Genomic DNA, 18,542 nt, shown 5'->3' on the forward strand with positions numbered 1-18,542 from the left:
CCTTATCGCCGCTTGATGCGGATCATGCGGAGAACTGCAACTGGCTCTTCATCAGGTGGAAGTACACGCCGTCGCGCTGCTCGATCAGCTGCGCATGCGGGCCGCTCTGCACGACGGCGCCGTGCTCCAGCACCAGCACGCGGTCGGCCTTGACGATGGTCGAGTAGCGGTGGGCGATGACGATGGTGGTGCGCCCCGCCATCAGCGTGTCCAGCGCCTGCTGCACTTGCTGCTCGCTGGCCGAGTCGAGCGCGCTGGTGGCTTCGTCCAGGATCAGGATTTTCGGATCGCGCAGTACGGCACGTGCGATGGCGATGCGCTGTTTCTGGCCGCCGGACAGTTGCACGCCACGCTCGCCGACCACGGTGTCGTAGCCATGCGGGAAGCCTTCGATAAAGTCATGGGCATTGGCCAGTCGCGCCGCATCGACCACTTCCTCACGCGTGACCTCGCGGTCCGGCAGCGCGAAGGCGATGTTCTCGAAGATACTGCCTGAAAACAGCGATGGCTCCTGCTCGACGATGGCGATGTGTGCGCGCACGCCGGCAAGGTCGAGCTGCCCGGCGGGCACGCCATCGAAGGCGATGCTGCCGCTGCCCGGCTGGTAGAAGCCGAGGATCATGCTGGCGATGGTGGACTTGCCCGCACCCGATGCCCCCACCAGCGCGACGTTCTCGCCCGCAGCGATGGCGAAGCTGACATGATCGAGCGCCAGTTTTTCCGGCCGCTCCGGATAGACAAAGCCGACATCGCGGAACGCCAGCTCGCCGCGCAGCACAACCGCGTCGGCGGGCTGCTGCGATGCCTGCGGCTGCGGCTCGCTGCCGATGATCTCGAACACCCGCTCCGTGGCGCCGATAGTCCGCATCCAGTCGCTCCAGAAATCGCTGACCGCGCCGGACGAACTTGTCACCATGCCCGCGTAGATGACAAAGCTGGTCAGCTCACCGACCGTCAGGCTGCCCTGCCCGATCAGCCTCGCGCCCAGCCACAACGTCGCCAGCAGCGCCACGTACATGACGAACGACGACACGCCGCGAAACGACGCCAGCAAGCGCGTATTGGCGATGGCGGCGGTCAGCGCATGCGCGGTGGCGTTTGCATACCTGGCGCCGGCGCCGCGCTGCTGGTTGAAGGCGTGCACCAGGCGGATGTTCGAAAAGTACTCGTGCGCCACGCTGCCGCAATCGGCCTGGCGCTGCCGGATCTCACGCGAGCGGCGGCGCACATGCTTGCCCAGCCAGTCGCCCATGAAGAGCGTCAGCGGCACATACACCAGCAGTATCAGGCTCAGTATCGGGGAAATCAGCAGCAGCATGACCACGCAGCCGGCCAGCACGCACAGGGAGCGCAGCGAAATCGCCAAGCCCATGGTCAGCGTGTCGTGCAGGATTTCGACGTCGCCCGACAAACGGCTGGTCAGCTCGCCGACGTTGTGTTTGTCGTAGAAGCCGACCGGCTGCTGTATCAGCGCGCCATACAGCAGCCGCCGGATGCGCGCGACGATCAGGTGGCCGGTCGATTCGAACAGGTAGTAGCGCATCGTGGTCGCCACCGCCTGCAGCGCCAGCACGGCCGTCACCGTCGCGGCGAAGGGGCCGAACCAGCTGCCGTCGCTTTTCAGGCCGATGTGGTCGATGAAGTACGCCAGCGCCTTCGGATAGCTCAACTCGACCAGCACCGTCAGTGCCATGAACATCAGGCCCAGCGCCAGCCGTGGCGCGAAGGCGCGCAGCAGCGCCAGCCTTTGCAGATGCGGATTCGTCATGCGAGCGCCACTTCTTCCAGTTGGGCGCGCAGGCTAAGCCAGTCGTCGTCGCCGATCAAGCCAGCTGCCTGCAGATCGCCGGAGGGGCCGATAAACAGGTAGTACGGCGCCTGCATCGCCGGATTCAGGCGCGCATATCGGCGCCCGCCTACCCGCACGGTGATGGCGCGCAGCGCATCGCCGGCCAGGAAGCGCCGCAGCCGCCACGCGGGTTCGGCGCTGACCAGGCGGATTTTCAGTCCGGCTTCCACCGCAGGCGCCAGCAGGCCTGCAATCTCGGGCAGCTTGCCGCGGCAGCTCGGGCAGCGGCTGGACAGGAACAACAGCGCCACGGCCTGTTCGACGCCGGGGAGCATCTCCGGCCGGCCGTCGTCGAGCATGCGCCCCATCACGGCCGCGACATGTTCGCCCAGCGCCGGCGCCTGCGGCGCGCGCGCGACGCGGAATCGGACGATCATTTCGTGCAGCCGGCTCAGGCCCACGGCCAGCACCAGCGCGGCGGCCGACGCCAGCGCCAGCTGCGCAGGTGTCCACTGCGCCGGCGGCGCGGGCCAATACAGCCAGCAGGCGATGGCGCCGATCAGCAATCCGTTGCGCAGCAGGTCGTAGACGGACAGCGGCCGCTCGGCCTCGCCGAAACAGCTGCAACGCACGCTGTCGGCGGTTACGTATTTGTAGGCGACAAAGCAGGTGAAGCCGATTAGCAGCACCAGCGCGGCAGGCATGGCGAACGTCCTGGCCTGCACGTCGCCAAGCAGCATGAGGGCCAGCGCCGCTTCGGCCAGGATCACGGCGGGCGTCAGCGCCATTCCCAACGCGGGCGGCACACCCATCGACTCGGTCAGATTGGCGCGGAAGCGCGCCGGCGCCCGCAGCTTGCCCAGCACGGCCAGCAGGAAGACCGCACCGACAAGAAGGCGCAGCACCAGCGCCGCTGCGGGCAAGGCGTTCATGCGGCGCCGGACCAGCGCGGCAGCAGGCCTTCCTGCCGGCGGTAGCGCACCGACAGCCCGTCGCGCGTGGCCAGCAAGGCGTCCTGCACCGGCGCCTCCACCGAAGGCCGGGCGCCTCCGCCGATATGGGCTTGCAGCATCAGCGAGATATCCCAGGCCAGGTCCTCGACCTTGGATTCGCGCCGCACGCGCAGGCCCAGTGCCGCCATCTCCTCGCCGGTGATCGCGTAGTCATGCGAGTGGTAGCCGGACATCAGCTGTTCGACGATGTTCGCGCGCGCCTCTGCGGCGAGCTGCGGCAGCTGATAGCGCAGCAGCTCCTCGCCGATCTGGCTCAGCTCCAGCGTGGTGCGGTAGAACGCCGTCAGCGTCGGCGGGAATACGCTGGCGCTCAGCAGCGACAAGGCTTCCGTCCGCGCCTGCTCCGCATCCGCGCCGAACCAGGCGGAGCACATCTCGCCGAACAGCTTGATGTCCTGCGACGACACGGCGGTCGAGGCCCCGCCCTCGGCATCGCCTTGCAGATGCGGATCGATGGGCGAGAACATCGCCAGCTCGCCGGCGATGATGTCGTCCGCCGCCAGCGTCAGCAAGGTGGCCGACGACTGGCAGTAATGCGGCACGATGAAGCACAGCTGCCGGCTGTACTGCCGCAGCACCAGCGCGATGCGGCGCGCGGCGTTGACCATGCCGCCACGGCACTGCAGCACCACGTCCAGCCGCTCGCTGCGGCCGATGGCGCGCAACTGCTGGTACAGCGCGGGCAGCATCTCCATATCGAGGTGCGAGGCCGCCAGCACCAGCACGCGATTGCCGCGCAGCGCTTCGATCTGTTTGATTTTTTCGGGCAGATGCTCGTTCAACGGGTGCTGCATGCGGCCTCCTGCAACAGCTGGTCGGCCAGCGTTTCAAGCAGATTGAATTCGGGGATCAGCTGTTCGATGAACAGGAACTGCCCTGCGGGGTTATTTTCAAGGAAGACGTATTCGTTGTCCGGCGTGACGATCAGGTCCAGCGCGCTGTAGTTCAGGCCATAGCTGGCCACCAGCTCCAGGCAGCGCCGCTCGATCTGCGGCGGCAGCAGCGTGGGCGTGTAGCGGATCGGGGCCGACATGTCGCGGCAATCGACCGCCGTGCGGCTGTCGTCCTGGCTGTGTATCTTTGCGGCGAACACGCGGCAGCCGATGACCGTCACGCGCAGCTCGTACTGCTTGGCGATGTATTGCTGGAACTGGCAAGGCAGCTCGGCCACCGCGTCGATGGACTCCATCATGTCGTCGTCGATCACGGTGGTGGTCAGGCCTTCGGCCACGCAATCGGCGGCGGCCACTTCTTCCGCCGCCAGCGTCGGCGTCGACATGGCTTTGAAGATCATCTGTTCCGGCAGCTGCGCGTGGAACTGCCGCACCTGCGCGGCCGAATTGGTGATCAGCGTGGTGGGGATGCGAAAGCCCAGCCGCTGCGCGCGTTGCAGCTGTTCGCCCTTCCACATGGCGCCACGCATCGCCAGCGGATGGCTGACCCAGTAGCAGTCCAAGCCGTACAACAGGCCAAACAGCGCCTGTTCGCTTTCCATTTTGGCGTAGGCCAGTTCCTGCGGGCCGAGGTCTTCGCTGCGGTAGGCAAAGTCGCCCGGCTTGCGGGCCCAGACCGCGCCGATCTCGGCCACGTCGATGCTGGCGCCCGATGGCAGGTGGCGGATCTCGCTGCGGCAGCCGTGGGGCTGGAAGGATTGAATCAGTTCGTAATCGCGCGGGAAGGTATCGAGATCGATGCGGAACCAGGCGCCGCCTTTGGCTGCCAGGATGGGAGTGAGCAAATCTGCGTGGAGGTCGCCGCTGTGGGTGACGATCAGGATTTTCTTGGTCATGGAGACGGCTGTCGGCCGGACGGATGGCCGATCCGGCAGATGCCGGATGCAGCCATCGCCGCCATCAGGCGCTTAGCACCAGATGCCGGCGTCCAGGCGACCGTTTTTCGAAGCACGGGCGTCAGGGCCGGAGCAGCCGGCCAGCGCCACGCCTTCGCGGGCTTTCCATTGCGGATCGGCTTTGACTACGGCTTTTTTCTCGGCCAGTTTGAATGCGAACAGCTTTGTCTCATTTTGCTTTTTCATTATTAGAACCTTTTTAGATAGATTTAAAGTTCAAACGATTGCCACGGGTAGTGGTGCAACAACGATATCATTGCCGATAATTCATGTCAATAAAGCTACTATGACAATAGCTTCACATTGCCGATCGTGTGTTTATTTCACCGAAACGTCGGTGGCTTTGACCGCGACGTGCTCGGTGATGTTCTTCGCCGCGATGGTCTCGGCCAGGAAAGACGTCGACTTGACCAGCAGGTCGCGCGCCACCTCTTCCAGCGGCGAGCCGCTGATGCTGGCGTGGCTGCCGCCCAGGCCCACACCGCCGCCCCAGCCCAGCGCCGAGACGCCGAAACCGTTTTTCTCGTTATTCGCCTGGAAGGTCTTGGAGGCGATGATCTTGGCGCGCTTGACGTCCACCACGCGGATGTCCATGTTCATGTGCACCTTGGATTTCTTGAAGTCGACCGAGCCGGCCAGCAAGCCCAGCGGGCCTTTGAGGAAGCCCAGGCCGCCCAGGCCGGTGGAGCTTTGCTCGAAGCCCAGCGAGGTGATCGATCCGGTGATCATGTAGTCGGCCGCTTCGGCTTCGACCTTCTTGCCGATCAGGGCCAGTTCCTTGTTGATCTCTTCCATCTCGGCGCGTTCCTGCACGTCGAAGCAGCCGGTCTGGGTCAGCGCGGTGGCCAGCATCTCGGTCATGCCGGTGCCGACGCCGGTGTAGCTCGGCTGCGACACATTGCCCTGGCGCTCCCACCAGCGATACTGGCGCGGATCCTGCTGGCCGGCGCCCGAAGAACAATCGGCCGACTTGCACTTGAACTCGGTGAACACGACCTTGGCGGCCGGACGGGCGCACTTCGGAACGTCGATCTCGCGCTCGGACACCTGGCTGGTCTCGGCGAAACCGGCAACAGGAATGAACACCAGCGCTGCAAGGCAAGTACTACGGACTATGTTTTTCATTACGGGCTTTCGATGGATTGTGCAAATTGTGCAAATATTAAAGTGTTAAATTATGCACTATTGACCACACGTCAAATCTATCGAAATCTAACCGTGCGCACCCATGCGCGGGAGCACGGCGCGCGCATTGGCGCTGGTGGCGTCGGCCACCTCTTGCAGTGGGATGCCGCGCAATTCGGCCAGCACCGCGCCGATGCGGGGAATCTGGTCGGGGCTGTTGCGGCCGGGGTGTATCCAGCTGGGGGAGATATCCGGCGCATCGGTTTCCAGCACGATGCCGTCGAGCGGCAGTTCGGCCGCCAGGCGGCGGATTTGCAGCGCGCGCGTGAACGTCATGGCGCCGCCGAAACCCAGCTTGAAGCCCAGGTCCAGATAGCCCTGCGCTTGCTGGAAGCTGCCGTTGAACGCATGCGCGATGCCGCCCGCAGGCCGGATCTGGCGCACGTGCTTGAGCACCACGTCCTGCGAGCGGCGCACGTGCATCAGCACCGGCAGCTCGAAATCGCGGGCGATCCTGAGCTGCTCGCGGAAGAAGAAGATCTGCTTTTCGCGCATGGCCGGCTCGGTCAGCATGGGAATGAAAAAATCCAGGCCGATCTCGCCCAGCGCGACGAAGCGGCGGTCGGCCATGGCGGCGGCGACCTGCTCGCGCAGCACGCGCAAGTCGTCCTCCTCGGCGTGCGGCACATAGATCGGATGGATGCCCAGCGCGTAGCAGCCGTTGTCCACGCTGGCGGCCAGCTGCGCCACCACCGGGAAGTTGGCCGTCTCCACCGCCGGGATCACGATCATCGCTACGCCCTGCTCCCGCGCCAGCGCCGCCTGCGCGGCGGACTCGCCGCCGAATTCGTGGGCGTCGAGGTGGCAGTGGGTGTCGATCCACATGGCGTCAGTCCACGTAGGGCTGCAAGCCTTCGTCGGTCAGGCGCAGCACGCGGTCGCAGCGGCGGGCCAGTTCGATATCGTGGGTGACGATGACGAAGGCCGTGCCCAGGGTGCGCGACAGCTCCAGCATCAGCTCGAAGATCTGCTGCGCGGTGGCGTGATCGAGGTTGCCGGTCGGTTCGTCGGCCAGCACGCAGGCCGGCTGCGTGACCAGTGCGCGCGCCAAAGCCACGCGTTGACGTTCGCCGCCGGACAGCTCGCCCGGCACGTGTGTGACGCGCTTGGCCAGGTTGACGCGGGCCAGGATCTGCTGCGCCGCGCTGCTGGCGTCTGCGCGTTTGACGCGGCGTATCATCAGCGGCATCGCCACGTTATCGAGCGCGCTGAATTCCGGCAGCAGGTGGTGGAACTGGTAGACAAAGCCCAGCGACGCGTTGCGCAGATCGCCGCGCGCGGTTTCGCTCAGGCTGGCGAAGTCCTTGCCCAGCAAGGTGACGCTGCCACGGCTCGGCGTATCGAGGCCGCCCAGCAAGTGCAGCAGCGTCGATTTGCCGGAGCCGGAAGCGCCGACGATGGCCACGCGCTCGCCGCGCCGCACGTCGATGTCGATGCCGTTCAACACCTGCACCGAGTAGGAGCCTTGGGTGAAGGTTTTGCCGAGGCCTCGGCAGGACAGGACCACAGGTTCCAGGTTACTCATAGCGCAGCGCCTCCGCAGGTTTCACGCGGGCGGCCCACCAGCTTGGGTACAGCGTCGCCACGAAGGCCAGCACCACGGCCACGCCGCCGATCTTGAACACGTCCGGCCAGCGCAGGTCGGACGGCACGCTGCTGATGTAGTAGATATCCTTCGACAAGAACTGCACTCCCAATAAATGTTCGATAAACGGCACGATGACGTCGATGTTGAGCGCCACCAGCACGCCGCCGGCCACGCCCAGCGCGGTGCCGAGGATGCCGACCAGCGCGCCCTGGATCATGAAGATCTTCATGATGGAACGCGGCGAGGCGCCCAGCGTGCGCAGGATGGCGATGTCGGCCTGTTTGTCGGTCACGGTCATCACCAGCGTCGACACCAGGTTGAAGGCGGCCACCGCGATGATCAGGGTCAGGATGATGAACATCATGCGCTTCTCGGTCTGGACGGCGGCGAACCAGTTGGCGTTGAGCTTGGACCAGTCGCGCATGATCAGGTCGCCGGACATCGAATTCTTCAAGTCCTGCGCCACTTGCGGCGCGCGGTGCATGTCGGACAGGCGCAGGCGCAGGCCGGCCGGCGCATCCATGCGCAGCAGTTTTTCAGCGTCGGTCAGGTGGACGAAGGCCAGCGCCGAATCGAACTCGTTGTGGCCCGCCTCGAAGATGCCGACCACGGTGAAGGAGCGCAGGCGCGGCAGCACGCCGGCCGGCGTCGGCTGGCCCTGGGCCAGCGCCAGCGTCACCTTCTCGCCGAGGTTGACGCGCAGCGCGCGCGCCAGCTCGATGCCCAGCACGATGTTGTAGCTGCCCGGCTGCAGCGCATTGAAGCTACCGCGGCGGGTTTGCCTGGCGACGTCGGAGACGTTGGGTTCCTGCTCCGGCAGCACGCCGCGGATGATGGCCGGACGCAGCACATCGTCGCGCACCAGCATGCCCTGGGTTTCGGCGAACGGCGCGGCGCCGATCACTTCGGGGTTCTTGCGCGCTTCGGCGGCGGCGGCGTGCCAGTCGGGCATGGAGCCGCGCGCGTCGAACACTTCGACGTGGGCCAGCACCGACAACATGCGGTCGGTTACTTCCTTCTGGAAGCCGTTCATTACGGACAGCACGACGATCAGCGCCGCCACGCCCAGGCCGATGCCGGCCATGGAAATAAGCGAGATAAACGATATAAAACTATTGCGCCCGCTGCGCTTGCCGGCCCGCGTGTAACGCAGGCCGACCAGCCACTCAAAGGGCAGGTTCTGGATAAGGCTCATGGGCTCCGGAGGGATTCAACATTGTGAGCCCGCAGTGTGCCATACAAATAGCATTTCATGGGTGAAACACCGCACCCTGCCCCCATAAAAAAGCCGCGCCGGGCAGTGGACACTGCGCCGGCGCGGCCGATTCGCTTAAGAACTAATTAAAGCCCTGATTACGCGAACTTTTCGCTTTTTTCCGACTTGCGGCGACCGATCAGGCCAACCAGGCCCAGGCCGACAGCCATCATGGCCCAGGTGTCGGCTTCAGGAACGGCCGACACCCCCATCAGCGATTGCGTACCGGCTGCGGTGTACTCGGTGTACAGGTAGCTGCCGCCGAGGCCGTGGTAGTTCAGCGCATCGGCCAGCATGGCGTAGGCATCGGCCGCCAGGGCGTCGTTGCCTGGGTTTAAGCCGCCGGTCAACGGCAGCACCATGTTGCCGGTCGGGTTGGTGAAGCTTTGGTCGTCCTTCAGTTCCCACAGGGCCAGCTGGAAGGCGGCGGCCTTGTCGGCGTTGTACACGCCGTTGTTCAGCACGTACTTGTAGTTGGTCTCGTACAGGCCCATGATGGCTTGCGAAGGCACGACGGGGGTGGCGCCGTAGTTGACGTGGTACACAGCGGAGGTGTCTTGGTCGATGCAGAACGCCAGGGTCTCGACGCCGCCGATTTCAAATTTCCAAGGGGTGATCGTGACCGCGATATTGCCGAAGAAGTTGGCGTCGAAGTTCAGGTATTCGACCGCACCAGGCATTTCACCCGTGATGCTGGCGGCCTGGCCAACGCTGGAGAATGCCAGGGCGGCGGCAACGGCGGCGGCTTTGATTGCGGTGTTGAATTTGATGGTCATGATGAATTCTCTTTTTAAAAATTGTTTTAAAAGTTGTTTTAAAAATCTTAGACGTGCGATACAGGGCACTGGCCCACCAGGGTTGCCGCCGGCTCTGCGCCGATCAGGTCGGCGATGGTCGGCGCGACCACGCCGGCCGCCGCCGCGTCTTCCCTGGCGACGTCGAAGTACACGTCGGTCATGTCGGCCGATTTGCCGTTACTCAGAACCACGCTGCTGCGCTCCAGGTGCAGGTTGTTGTTGGCGTCGACGAATGGCAGTTCGGTGTAAGCCACTTTCAGGCTGACCACGCCGGCATCCTTCAGCGACAGCAACTCGCCAGCGTCGGTCTTGCCGTCGCTGTTCTTGTCCTGCCAGATCAGCAGGCTGGAGAACTGCGCATCCTTGGCATCGACCACGCCGTCGTGGTTGCTGTCATAGGTTTCCAGCTTGGCGAAGCCCGAACCCTTGCTGGCGCCGCCGAACAGCTCGTTGATGCTGTCGATCTTGCCGTTGCCGTTGCTGTCGATGGCCAGGAAGCCGTCGCTGCCCGACAGCCAGCCGGACTGGATCGCCTTGCCGGTGCCCAGCAGGTCGAAGCTGCCCGTCATCGCCGAGCGGGCGATGGTGTGGATGCCGTCGCCGTTCAGGTCGATCGCGATCGGGGTGATGGTGGCGTCCCAAGTCATGTCGTTCTTGCCCGAAGCCAGCGTGATGGTATCGGTATGGGTCACGTTGGTGTACGCCTTGGCGTCGCCCACCACGTCCGAATCGATCGCATCGTTGCTGCCGACGTTTTTCACGCCCCACTTCCAGTTGCTCATGTTGTAGGTGGCGTTATCCGACGAAAAATGCACGCTGACGTTGGTCTTGTCGAATACCAGGTAGTAGTCGCCAGGCGTCAGGTCGGCAAACTTGTAGTTGCCGTTCACATCGGTCTTGATCGTATTGCCGATCTGCTTGTTGGTGGCGGCGTCGAACAGGCCGACGCTGACGCCGCCGATGCCTTCCTCGCCGCTGTCCTGGATGCCGTTGTGGTTGGCGTCGCGCCACACCTTGTCGCCGATGCTGGCCTTGCGGTAGATGCCGGCGTCCTCGGTGGTGATGTTCTGGCCGGTAGCCAGCGTGATCGCATCGGTGCGGCCGGTGTTGCCGCTGACGTTGGTGATGTCCGAATCGTTGGCGTCGGTGCCCATGCCGGTCTTGGTGAAGTACCAGCCGCTGTTGTTGGTCACTTCCACCTTGTACGAGCCTGCCTGCAAGCCGTTGAACAGGTACTGGCCGCCGTCATGGGTGACGGTGGTGGCCTTGAGCACGCCGGATGCGTCGTACAGCTTGACAGTGACGCCATCGACGCCCTTCTCGCCGCTGTCCTTGACGCCGTTGTAGTTGGCGTCTTCCCACACGGTGTCGCCGATGCTCGATGCCTTGACCAGGCCGGCGTCGCGGGTGGCGTCCTTCGCGCCCGAAACCAGCGAGAACTGCGCGGTCGCGCCGTTGCTGCCGGCGTCGGAGTCAGCGGCGTCGTTGCTGCCCTGGTCCTGCTTGGTGAAGACATAGCCTTCCGGCGCATCGAACTTGACCGAGTACTTGCCCGGGCCGACGTCGGTGAACGAGTACAGGCCGTTGGCATCGGTGGTGTCGGTCGCGATGACCACGCCTTTTTCGTTCAGCAGCGAGACCACGACGTTGCGCGCGCCGGCTTCGCTCGATTGCTGGATGCCGTCGCCGTTGGTGTCGTACCAGACCTTGTCGCCGATCGAGCCTTTCTGATACAGGCCGGCGTCCATATTGGTGGCGTTCTGGCCGGAGACGACGGTGATCGAACCCAGGTTGCCGCTGGCGTCCGCATCGCTGTCGACGTTGCCGTCGCTGCCCACGTCCTTGGTGGTGATCAGGTAGCCGGTCGGCGCCTTGATGTCCACCGAGTAGGTGCCGGCAGCCACCGAGAACTTGTAGTTGCCGTTGCTGTCGGTGGTGGTGGTCTTGACGATGTTGCCGTCGGCGTCGCGCAGGTTGACGGTGACGCCGGACTTGCCGCTGTCGCTGCCGTCGTCCTGCAGGCCGTTGCCGTTCTTGTCGATCCAGACCTTGTCGCCGATGGTGGCGGCGGCCAGCAGGCCGGCGTCGATGCTCTTGTCGACCTGGCCGGAAGTGACGGTGACGGTGTGCGACAGGCCGTTGGCGTCCACGTCCGAATCGGCGGCGCCATTGCTGCCCTGGCCGGCCTTGGTGAAGACCATGCCTTCCGGCAGCGAGGCTTTGTCGAACTGCACGGTGTAGGTGCCTGGCTTGAGGCCGGTGAACATGTAGTTGCCGTCGCAATCGGTGGTGACGGCATTGCCCACCTGTTTGCCGTCGGCGTCGATCAGGATCACCTTGACGTCGGACACGCCGCATTCGCCGCTGTCCTGGATGCCGTTCTTGTTGGTGTCCAGCCAGACGCGGTCGCCGATCGAGGCGGTCTTGTACAGGCCGGCGTCGACGGTGTTGTTGACTTCGCCGGCGGCCAGCTTGACGACATTGCTGACGCCGTTAGTGCCGAAGTCGCTGTCCTTGGCGTCGTCGCTGCCCACGTCCTTGCCGGTGAAGGCGTAGCCGGACGGCGCGGTGACGGACACGGTGTAGCTGCCCGGATCGGCGGTGAAGGTGTAGTGGCCGGCGGTGTCGGTGGTGGTGGTCGCCACGATCTTGCCGGTGGCGTCCTTCAGCTGCACGGTGACGCCGCAGATGCCGGCTTCGCCGCTGTCCTGCACGCCATTGCCGTTCTTGTCTTCCCACACGGTGTCGCCCAGCTTGGCTGGAACGGCCACCAGGCCGGCGTCCAGGTCGCTGTTGACGGCGCCCGAGGTCAGCGTGACCTGGCCGGTCTTGCCGGTGGTGACGTTGGCGTCGGAATCCTTGGCGTCGTTCGTGCCCTGGTCGGCCGCGGTGAACAGGTAGTTGGCCGGCAGCGAGGTTTTGTCGAACTGCACGCTGTAGGTGCCCGGCTTCAGGTTGGTGAAGCTGTAGTTGCCGTTGGCGTCGGTGGTCGCGGTGGTGCCGGTCGGGTTGCCCGCCTGGTCCAGCAGGATCACCTTGACGCCGGCCACGCCGAGTTCGCCGGTGTCTTGCAGGCCGTTCTTGTTGCTGTCGTACCAGACCTTGTCGCCCAAGGTCGCGCCCTTGTAGAAGCCGGCGTCGACGTCGTTGTTGGTCTGGCCTGGCGTTACGGTGATCAGGTCGCCCTGGCCGGCGGCGTTGACATCGCTGTCGACCGCGCCGTTGCTGCCGGTGTGCTGGCCGGTGGCCGTCATGCCGGCAGGCGCCGTGACCGAGATCGCGTACTTGCCTGCGTCGACGGTGAAGCTGTACTTGCCGTCGGTGCCGGTGGTGGTGGTCTTGACGATGTTGCCCTGCTCGTCCTTCAGGTCGACCTTGACGCCGACGATGCCGGCTTCGCCCGCATCCTGCACGCCGTTGCCGTTCTTGTCTTCCCACACGCGGTCGCCGATGGTGGCTTGCAGCGCGGAGACGCCTGCATCGAGGTCGTGGTTGGACGCGCCCGAGGTCAGCGTGACCTGCTGGGTCACACCGGTGCTGACGTTGGCGTCGGAATCGACGGCGCCGTTGCTGCCGGTGTGGGCGCTGGTGAACACATAGCCGTTGCCCAGCGTGGCCTTGTCGAACTGGACGCTGTAGGTGCCCGGTTTCAGGTTGTTGAACAGGTAGTGGCCGTCGACGTCGGTGGTGGTGCTTGCCACGGCGGCGCCGGTGGAATCGAGCAGCGTGACCTTGACGCCGGCGCGGCCGGTTTCATTGGCATCCTGCACGCCGTTGCGGTTGGCGTCGTTCCAGACGGTGTCGCCCAGTTCGGCGAACTTGAACAGGCCCGCGTCCACGGTGGTGTTGACCTGGCCGGCGGTCAGCGTGACGTTGCCGCTCTTGCCTGCGGCGTTGATGTCGCTGTCGGTGGCCGCGTTGCCGCCCTGGTTTTGCGCGGTGATGCCGTAGCCCGCTGGCGCCGTGACGGCGATCGAGTAGGTGCCGGGATCGACGGTGAAACTGTACTGGCCGCCGTCATGGGTGACGGTGCTGTTGACCACGTTGCCCAGGCTGTCCTTCAGGTCGACCTTGACGCCGTCGATGCCGGTTTCGCCGCTGTCCTGCACGCCGTTGCCGTTCTTGTCTTCCCAAACGCGATCGCCCAACGTGGCTTGCTGCACGGTCAGGCCGGCGCGCAGGGTCAGGTTGTCGCCGGAGGCCAGCGTGACTTGCGCGGTCTTGCCGGTGCCGGTGTCGGCGTCGGAACCCGCGCCGCCAGGGCCGCCTTGTGCAGCCGAGGTGAAGTTGTAGCCGGCCGGCAGCGTGCTCTTGTCGAACTGCACGCTGTAGACGCCAGGCGCCAGGCCGTTGAACTGGTAGTGGCCGTTGGCGTCGGTGACGGCGGAAGCGCCGGCCACCGGATTGCCGCTGGCGTCGAGCAGGATGACCTTGACGCCCGCTGCGCCGACTTCGCCGTTGTTCAGGCGGCCGTCGCGGTTGGCGTCGATCCACACCACTTCGCTCAGCGAGGCCGGACGGTAGATGCCGGCGTCGATGTTCTGGTTGACTTCGCCAGCGCCGACGTTGACGCTGACGCTGCCGTCACTGCCGACATCGCTGTCCAGCGCGCCGTTGCCGCCCTTGCCCGCGCCGGTGAAGACGAAGCCCGAAGGCGGCGCCACCGACACGGTATAAGTGCCCGGATCGACGGTGAAGCTGTACTGGCCGCCGTCATGCGTCGTGACCGAGTTGACCACGTGGCCGCCGGTGTCCTTCAGCGTGACGACCACGCCGTCCACGCCCTGCTCGCCCGCATCCTGCACGCCGTTGCCGTTGGCGTCGAGCCAGACGCGGTCGCCGATGGTGGCTGGCAGCGCCACGATGCCTGCATCCAGGTCGTGGTTGTTGTCGCCGGAGTTCAGCGTGACCTGGCCGGTCTTGCCGGTGCTGGCGTTGGCGTCGGAATCGAGCGCGCCGTTGCCGCCCTGGCTTGCATTGGTCAGCACGTAGTTGGCTGGCAGCGAGGCGGTGTCGAACTGCACGCTGTAGGTGCCTGGCTTCAGGTTGGTGAAGCTGTAGTTGCCGCTGGCATCGGTGGTGGCGGTGGCGCCGGCCGGATTGCCGCTGGCGTCCAGCAGAATCACCTTGACGCCGGCCACGCCGGCTTCGCCCGCGTCCTGCACGCCGTTGCGGTTGCTGTCGAGCCAGACGCGGTCGCCCAGCGTCGCGCCCTTGTAGAAACCGGCGTCGACATCGTTGTTGGTCTGGCCGGCGGTCAGCGTGAACTGATCGCTCTGGCCGTTGGCGCCGGTGTCGCTGTCGGCGGCGGCGTCGCTGCCTGCGTGCTGGCCGGTGGCCGTGTAGCCCGCAGGCGCCGTCACCGAGATCGAGTACTTGCCCGGATCGACGGTGAAGCTGTACTTGCCGTCGGTGCCGGTGGTGGTGGTCTTGACGACGTTGCCCTGCTCATCCTTCAGATCGACCTTGACGCCGACGATGCCGGCTTCGCCCGCATCCTGCACGCCATTGCCGTTCTTGTCTTCCCACACGCGGTCGCCCACGGTGGCTTGCGTCACCACGATGCCTGCGTCGAGGTCGTGGTTGACGGCGCCCGAACCCAGCGTGACTTGCTGGGTCAGGCCGTTGGCGCCGGCGTCGGAATCGGTTGCGCCGTTGCCGCCGGCGTGGGCGGTGGTGAACTCGTAGCCGTCGCCGATGGTGGTCTTGTCGAACTGGACGCTGTAGGTACCCGGCTTGAGGTTGTTGAACAGGTAGTGGCCGCCGTTGTCGGTGGTCGCGGTCGCGACTGCGGCGCCGGTGGCGTCCAGCAGCGTGACCTTGACGCCGGCGCGGCCGGCTTCATTGGCGTCCTGCACGCCGTTGCGGTTGCTGTCGACCCAGACGGTGTCGCCCAGTTCGGCCAGCTTGACCAGGCCGGCGTCGATGCTGTTGTTGGTCTGGCCGGCCGTCAGCGTGACGGCGGCGCTGGCGCCGGTGGCGTCGATATCGCTGTCGGTGGCGGCATTGCCGCCCTGGCCCTGGCCGGTCGAGGTGTAGCCGGCCGGCGCGGTGACGGCGATCGAGTAGGTGCCGGGATCGACGGTGAAGCTGTACTGGCCGCCGTTGTGGGTGACGGTGCTGTTGACCACGTTGCCCAGGCTGTCCTTCAGGTCGACCTTGACGCCGTCGATGCCGGCTTCGCCCGCATCCTGCACGCCGTTGGCGTTGCTGTCTTCCCACACGCGGTCGCCCAGCGTGGCTTGCTGCACCACCAGGCCGGCGCGCAGCGTCAGGTTGTCGCCCGAGGCCAGCGTGACTTGCGCGGTCTTGCCGGTGCCGGTGTCGGCGTCGGAACCGGCGCCGCCAGGGCCGCCTTGTGCGGCGGTGGTGAAGTCGTAGCCTGCTGGCAGGCTGGATTTATCGAACTGCACGCTGTAGCTGCCAGGCGCCAGGCCGTCGAACTGGTAGTGGCCGTTGGCGTCGGTGGTGGCGACGGCGCCGGCAACCGGGTTGCCGCTGCTGTCGAGCAGCGTGACCTTGACGCCGGCTGCGCCGACTTCGCCATTGTTCAGGCGGCCGTCGCGGTTGGCGTCGATCCACACCACTTCGCTCAGCGAGGCCGGGCGGTAGACGCCGGCGTCGATGTCTGCATTGTTCTGGCCGGAGACCAGCGTGATGGCGGCACTGTTGCCGTCGGCGCCGACATCGCTGTCCAGTGCGCCGTTGCCGCCCTTGCCCGCGCCGGTGAAGACGAAGCCCGCAGGCGGCGCCACCGACACGCTGTACGTGCCAGGGTCGACGGTGAAGCCGTACTGGCCGCCGTCATGGGTGGTGACGGTGCTGACCACGTGGCCGTCGGCCGCCTTGAGCGAGACGACCACGCCGTCCACGCCCTGCTCGCCCGCGTCCTGCACGCCGTTGCCGTTCTTGTCTTCCCACACGCGGTCGCCCAGCGTGGCTTGCACCACGACGATGCCGGCGTCCAGGTCCTGGCCGTGGTCACCGGAATTCAGCGTGACCTGGCCGGTCTTGCCGGTGTTGACGTTGGCGTCCGAATCGGTGGCGCCGTTGCCGCCCTGGCCGGCGCTGGTGAACACGTAGTTCGCAGGCAAGGTGGCCTTGTCGAACTGCACGCTGTAGGTGCTTGGCTTGAGGTCGTTGAAGCTGTAGTTGCCGTTGGCGTCGGTGGTGGCGGTGGCGCCGGTCGGGTTGCCGCTGGCGTCCAGCAGCACGACCTTGACGCCGGCCACGCCGGCTTCGCCCGCGTCCTGCACGCCGTCGCGGTTGCTGTCGTACCACACCTTGTCGCCCAGCGTGGCCGGACGGTAGAAGCCGGCGTCGACGTCGGCGTTGTTCTGGCCCGGGGTCAGCGTGATGGCGGCGGTGTTGCCGCTGGCATCGATGTCGCTGTCGACGGCATTGCCGCCTGCGCCCTGGCCGGTGGCCACGAAGCCTGCCGGTGCGGTGACGGACACCGAGTACGTGCCAGGATCGACGGTGAAGCTGTACTGGCCGCCATCATGGGTGGTGACGGTGCTGACCACGTGGCCGCTGGCGTCCTTCAGGTCGACCTTGACGCCGTCCAGACCCAGCTCGCCGCTGTCCTGCACGCCGTTGCCGTTGGTATCTTCCCACACGCGGTCGCCCACGGTGGCTTGCTTGATGACGATGCCCGCATCCAGATGCTGGTAGCTGTCGCCCGAGGCCAGCGTCACTTGCGCGGTCTGGCCGGTGGAGGCGTCGGCGTCGGAATCCTTGGCGACGTCGCCGCCCTGGTTCTGCGCGGTGAACAGGTAGTTGGCCGGCAAGGTGGTCTTGTCGAACTGTACGCTGTAAGTGCCTGGCTGCAGGCCGCTGAACTGGTAGTGGCCGCTGGCGTCGGTGGTGACGGTGGCGCCGGTCGGATGGCCGGCCGCGTCCAGCAACGTGACCTTGACGCCGGCCACGCCGGCTTCGCCGTTGTTCTGCACGCCGTCGCGGTTGGTGTCGTACCAGACGGTGTCGCCCAGCGAAGCCAGGCGCACCAGGCCGGCATCGGCCTTGTTGTTGGTCTCGCCCGGAGTCAGCGTGATGGCGGCGGTGTTGCCGCTGGCATCGATGTCGCTGTCGACGGCGTCGCCGCCCTGGCCCTTGACGGTGGCCGCGTAGCCGGCAGGCGCCTGCACGGAGACCGAGTAGGTGCCCGGATCGACGTCGAAGTGGTATTTGCCGCTGGCGTCGGTGGTGGTGGTCTTGACGACGTGGCCGTCCACATCCTTCAGCTGCACGGTGACGTTGGCCAGGCCGGCTTCGCCCGCGTCCTGCACGCCGTTGCCGTTCGTGTCTTCCCAGACGAAATCGCCCAGGTGCGACATCGGCACCTTGAAGGTCAGGTAGTTCGGCGTGACGCTGGTGTCGGCCGCGCCGCAGCCGACCAGGCCGCCCGCGTCGCGCACCTTGAAGCCGACGTCGAAGCTGCCGGCAGCCGTCTGGCCAGGCACGAAGGTCAGGTGGCCGGCGGCGATGTCGGCAGCCGAGATCTCGGCGTTGACGGCCACGGCGGCGCCGTTGAGCATCAGCTTGCCCGCGTTGGGCAGCGAGGTGATGATGACGGACTGGAAGGCGTCATGCTCGACCGCATCGACGAAACCGAAGTCGCCCTGGGCCAGCGTGACCGCCGCGCCGTTGGTCAGCGCGAACACCTTGTCGGCGCCGGTCGGCGCGTCGTTGACGGGATCGACCACCACCGTCATGCTCAGCGTGATGCGTGGACCTGCGTCGCCCTGCTGGACGATGAATTCGACGGTGGCGAACTGGCCGTTGTAGTTCGGCTTCCAGTCGCCCGGATGCACATAGACGGTGTCGGCGTCGACACGACCGAACAGCGGAGTATTCACGCTGGAGGTGGTGCCGTCCGGCAGCTTCACCACCATGGTGCTGATGTTCAGGCCCGCGACAGGAGTAACGCCAGCCGCGAGCAGCACGTCACGCATATCAAAGGTCGCATTGGTGTCTTCGCACACGTGGACGGTGGTATTGACGGAAATAGTACTCATTTCGTCACCTCTGCCGACACACCGCTGTATTTGAACTTAATCATTCTTA

At 65.6% G+C, this 18,542-nt stretch carries 11 protein-coding genes; all 11 read right to left on the minus strand.

Annotation, left to right across the window (positions count from 1 at the left end; all coding sequences use genetic code 11):
* Positions 1-22 precede the first annotated feature (22 nt).
* On the minus strand, positions 23-1,768 hold the full coding sequence (locus tag GEV01_RS04485; protein ID WP_152801998.1) for an ABC transporter ATP-binding protein: 1,746 nt from the start codon (positions 1,766-1,768) through the stop codon (positions 23-25).
* Entirely contained in the window at positions 1,765-2,721 is a 957-nt protein-coding gene (locus GEV01_RS04490; protein ID WP_152802000.1) for a MauE/DoxX family redox-associated membrane protein, read from the minus strand. The genes GEV01_RS04485 and GEV01_RS04490 overlap by 4 nt, the downstream gene beginning before the upstream one ends.
* Positions 2,718-3,596, minus strand: coding sequence for an SDH family Clp fold serine proteinase (locus tag GEV01_RS04495; protein WP_152802002.1), 879 nt, complete (start codon positions 3,594-3,596; stop codon positions 2,718-2,720). Before GEV01_RS04495 ends, GEV01_RS04490 begins: the two co-directional genes overlap by 4 nt.
* Complete coding sequence (locus GEV01_RS04500) at positions 3,581-4,591, minus strand: MvdC/MvdD family ATP grasp protein (RefSeq protein ID WP_152802004.1); 1,011 nt, start codon at positions 4,589-4,591, stop codon at positions 3,581-3,583. The genes GEV01_RS04495 and GEV01_RS04500 overlap by 16 nt, the downstream gene beginning before the upstream one ends.
* A gap of 72 nt (positions 4,592-4,663) precedes the next feature.
* On the minus strand, positions 4,664-4,837 hold the full coding sequence (locus tag GEV01_RS30700; protein ID WP_175022914.1) for a hypothetical protein: 174 nt from the start codon (positions 4,835-4,837) through the stop codon (positions 4,664-4,666).
* Between the two features lie 132 nt (positions 4,838-4,969).
* Complete coding sequence (locus GEV01_RS04505) at positions 4,970-5,776, minus strand: CsgG/HfaB family protein (protein ID WP_152802006.1); 807 nt, start codon at positions 5,774-5,776, stop codon at positions 4,970-4,972.
* Between the two features lie 87 nt (positions 5,777-5,863).
* Positions 5,864-6,661 carry a TatD family hydrolase gene (locus tag GEV01_RS04510; RefSeq protein ID WP_152802008.1) on the minus strand — a complete coding sequence of 266 codons (798 nt, stop codon included), beginning with the start codon at positions 6,659-6,661 and terminating at the stop codon, positions 5,864-5,866.
* Positions 6,662-6,665: 4 nt separating this feature from the next.
* Positions 6,666-7,361 (minus strand): lipoprotein-releasing ABC transporter ATP-binding protein LolD, encoded by a 696-nt coding sequence (lolD, locus tag GEV01_RS04515; RefSeq protein WP_152802010.1) that lies wholly within the window; start codon positions 7,359-7,361, stop codon positions 6,666-6,668.
* Positions 7,354-8,619, minus strand: a complete 1,266-nt coding sequence (locus GEV01_RS04520) for a lipoprotein-releasing ABC transporter permease subunit (RefSeq protein ID WP_152802012.1) — start codon at positions 8,617-8,619, stop codon at positions 7,354-7,356. The genes lolD and GEV01_RS04520 overlap by 8 nt, the downstream gene beginning before the upstream one ends.
* Positions 8,620-8,777: 158 nt before the next feature.
* Entirely contained in the window at positions 8,778-9,455 is a 678-nt protein-coding gene (locus tag GEV01_RS31050; RefSeq protein ID WP_235914217.1) for a PEP-CTERM sorting domain-containing protein, read from the minus strand.
* Between the two features lie 47 nt (positions 9,456-9,502).
* A complete protein-coding gene (locus GEV01_RS04530; RefSeq protein ID WP_152802013.1) occupies positions 9,503-18,493 on the minus strand; it encodes an SdrD B-like domain-containing protein in 8,991 nt (2,996 codons plus the stop codon).
* Positions 18,494-18,542: the final 49 nt, after the last annotated feature.

This window comes from Rugamonas rivuli (genome assembly GCF_009380165.1).
Classification (GTDB): domain Bacteria; phylum Pseudomonadota; class Gammaproteobacteria; order Burkholderiales; family Burkholderiaceae_D; genus Rugamonas; species Rugamonas rivuli.

Coding starts and splice junctions, on each gene's coding strand:
- GEV01_RS04495 (WP_152802002.1), bottom strand. CDS start 3,596: ATGCAGCACCCGTTGAACGAGCATCTGCCCGAAAAAATCAAACAGATC.
- GEV01_RS04520 (WP_152802012.1), bottom strand. CDS start 8,619: ATGAGCCTTATCCAGAACCTGCCCTTTGAGTGGCTGGTCGGCCTGCGT.
- GEV01_RS04510 (WP_152802008.1), bottom strand. CDS start 6,661: ATGTGGATCGACACCCACTGCCACCTCGACGCCCACGAATTCGGCGGC.
- GEV01_RS04500 (WP_152802004.1), bottom strand. CDS start 4,591: ATGACCAAGAAAATCCTGATCGTCACCCACAGCGGCGACCTCCACGCA.
- GEV01_RS30700 (WP_175022914.1), bottom strand. CDS start 4,837: ATGAAAAAGCAAAATGAGACAAAGCTGTTCGCATTCAAACTGGCCGAG.
- GEV01_RS04530 (WP_152802013.1), bottom strand. CDS start 18,493: ATGAGTACTATTTCCGTCAATACCACCGTCCACGTGTGCGAAGACACC.
- GEV01_RS31050 (WP_235914217.1), bottom strand. CDS start 9,455: ATGACCATCAAATTCAACACCGCAATCAAAGCCGCCGCCGTTGCCGCC.
- GEV01_RS04490 (WP_152802000.1), bottom strand. CDS start 2,721: ATGAACGCCTTGCCCGCAGCGGCGCTGGTGCTGCGCCTTCTTGTCGGT.
- GEV01_RS04505 (WP_152802006.1), bottom strand. CDS start 5,776: ATGAAAAACATAGTCCGTAGTACTTGCCTTGCAGCGCTGGTGTTCATT.
- GEV01_RS04485 (WP_152801998.1), bottom strand. CDS start 1,768: ATGACGAATCCGCATCTGCAAAGGCTGGCGCTGCTGCGCGCCTTCGCG.
- lolD (WP_152802010.1), bottom strand. CDS start 7,361: ATGAGTAACCTGGAACCTGTGGTCCTGTCCTGCCGAGGCCTCGGCAAA.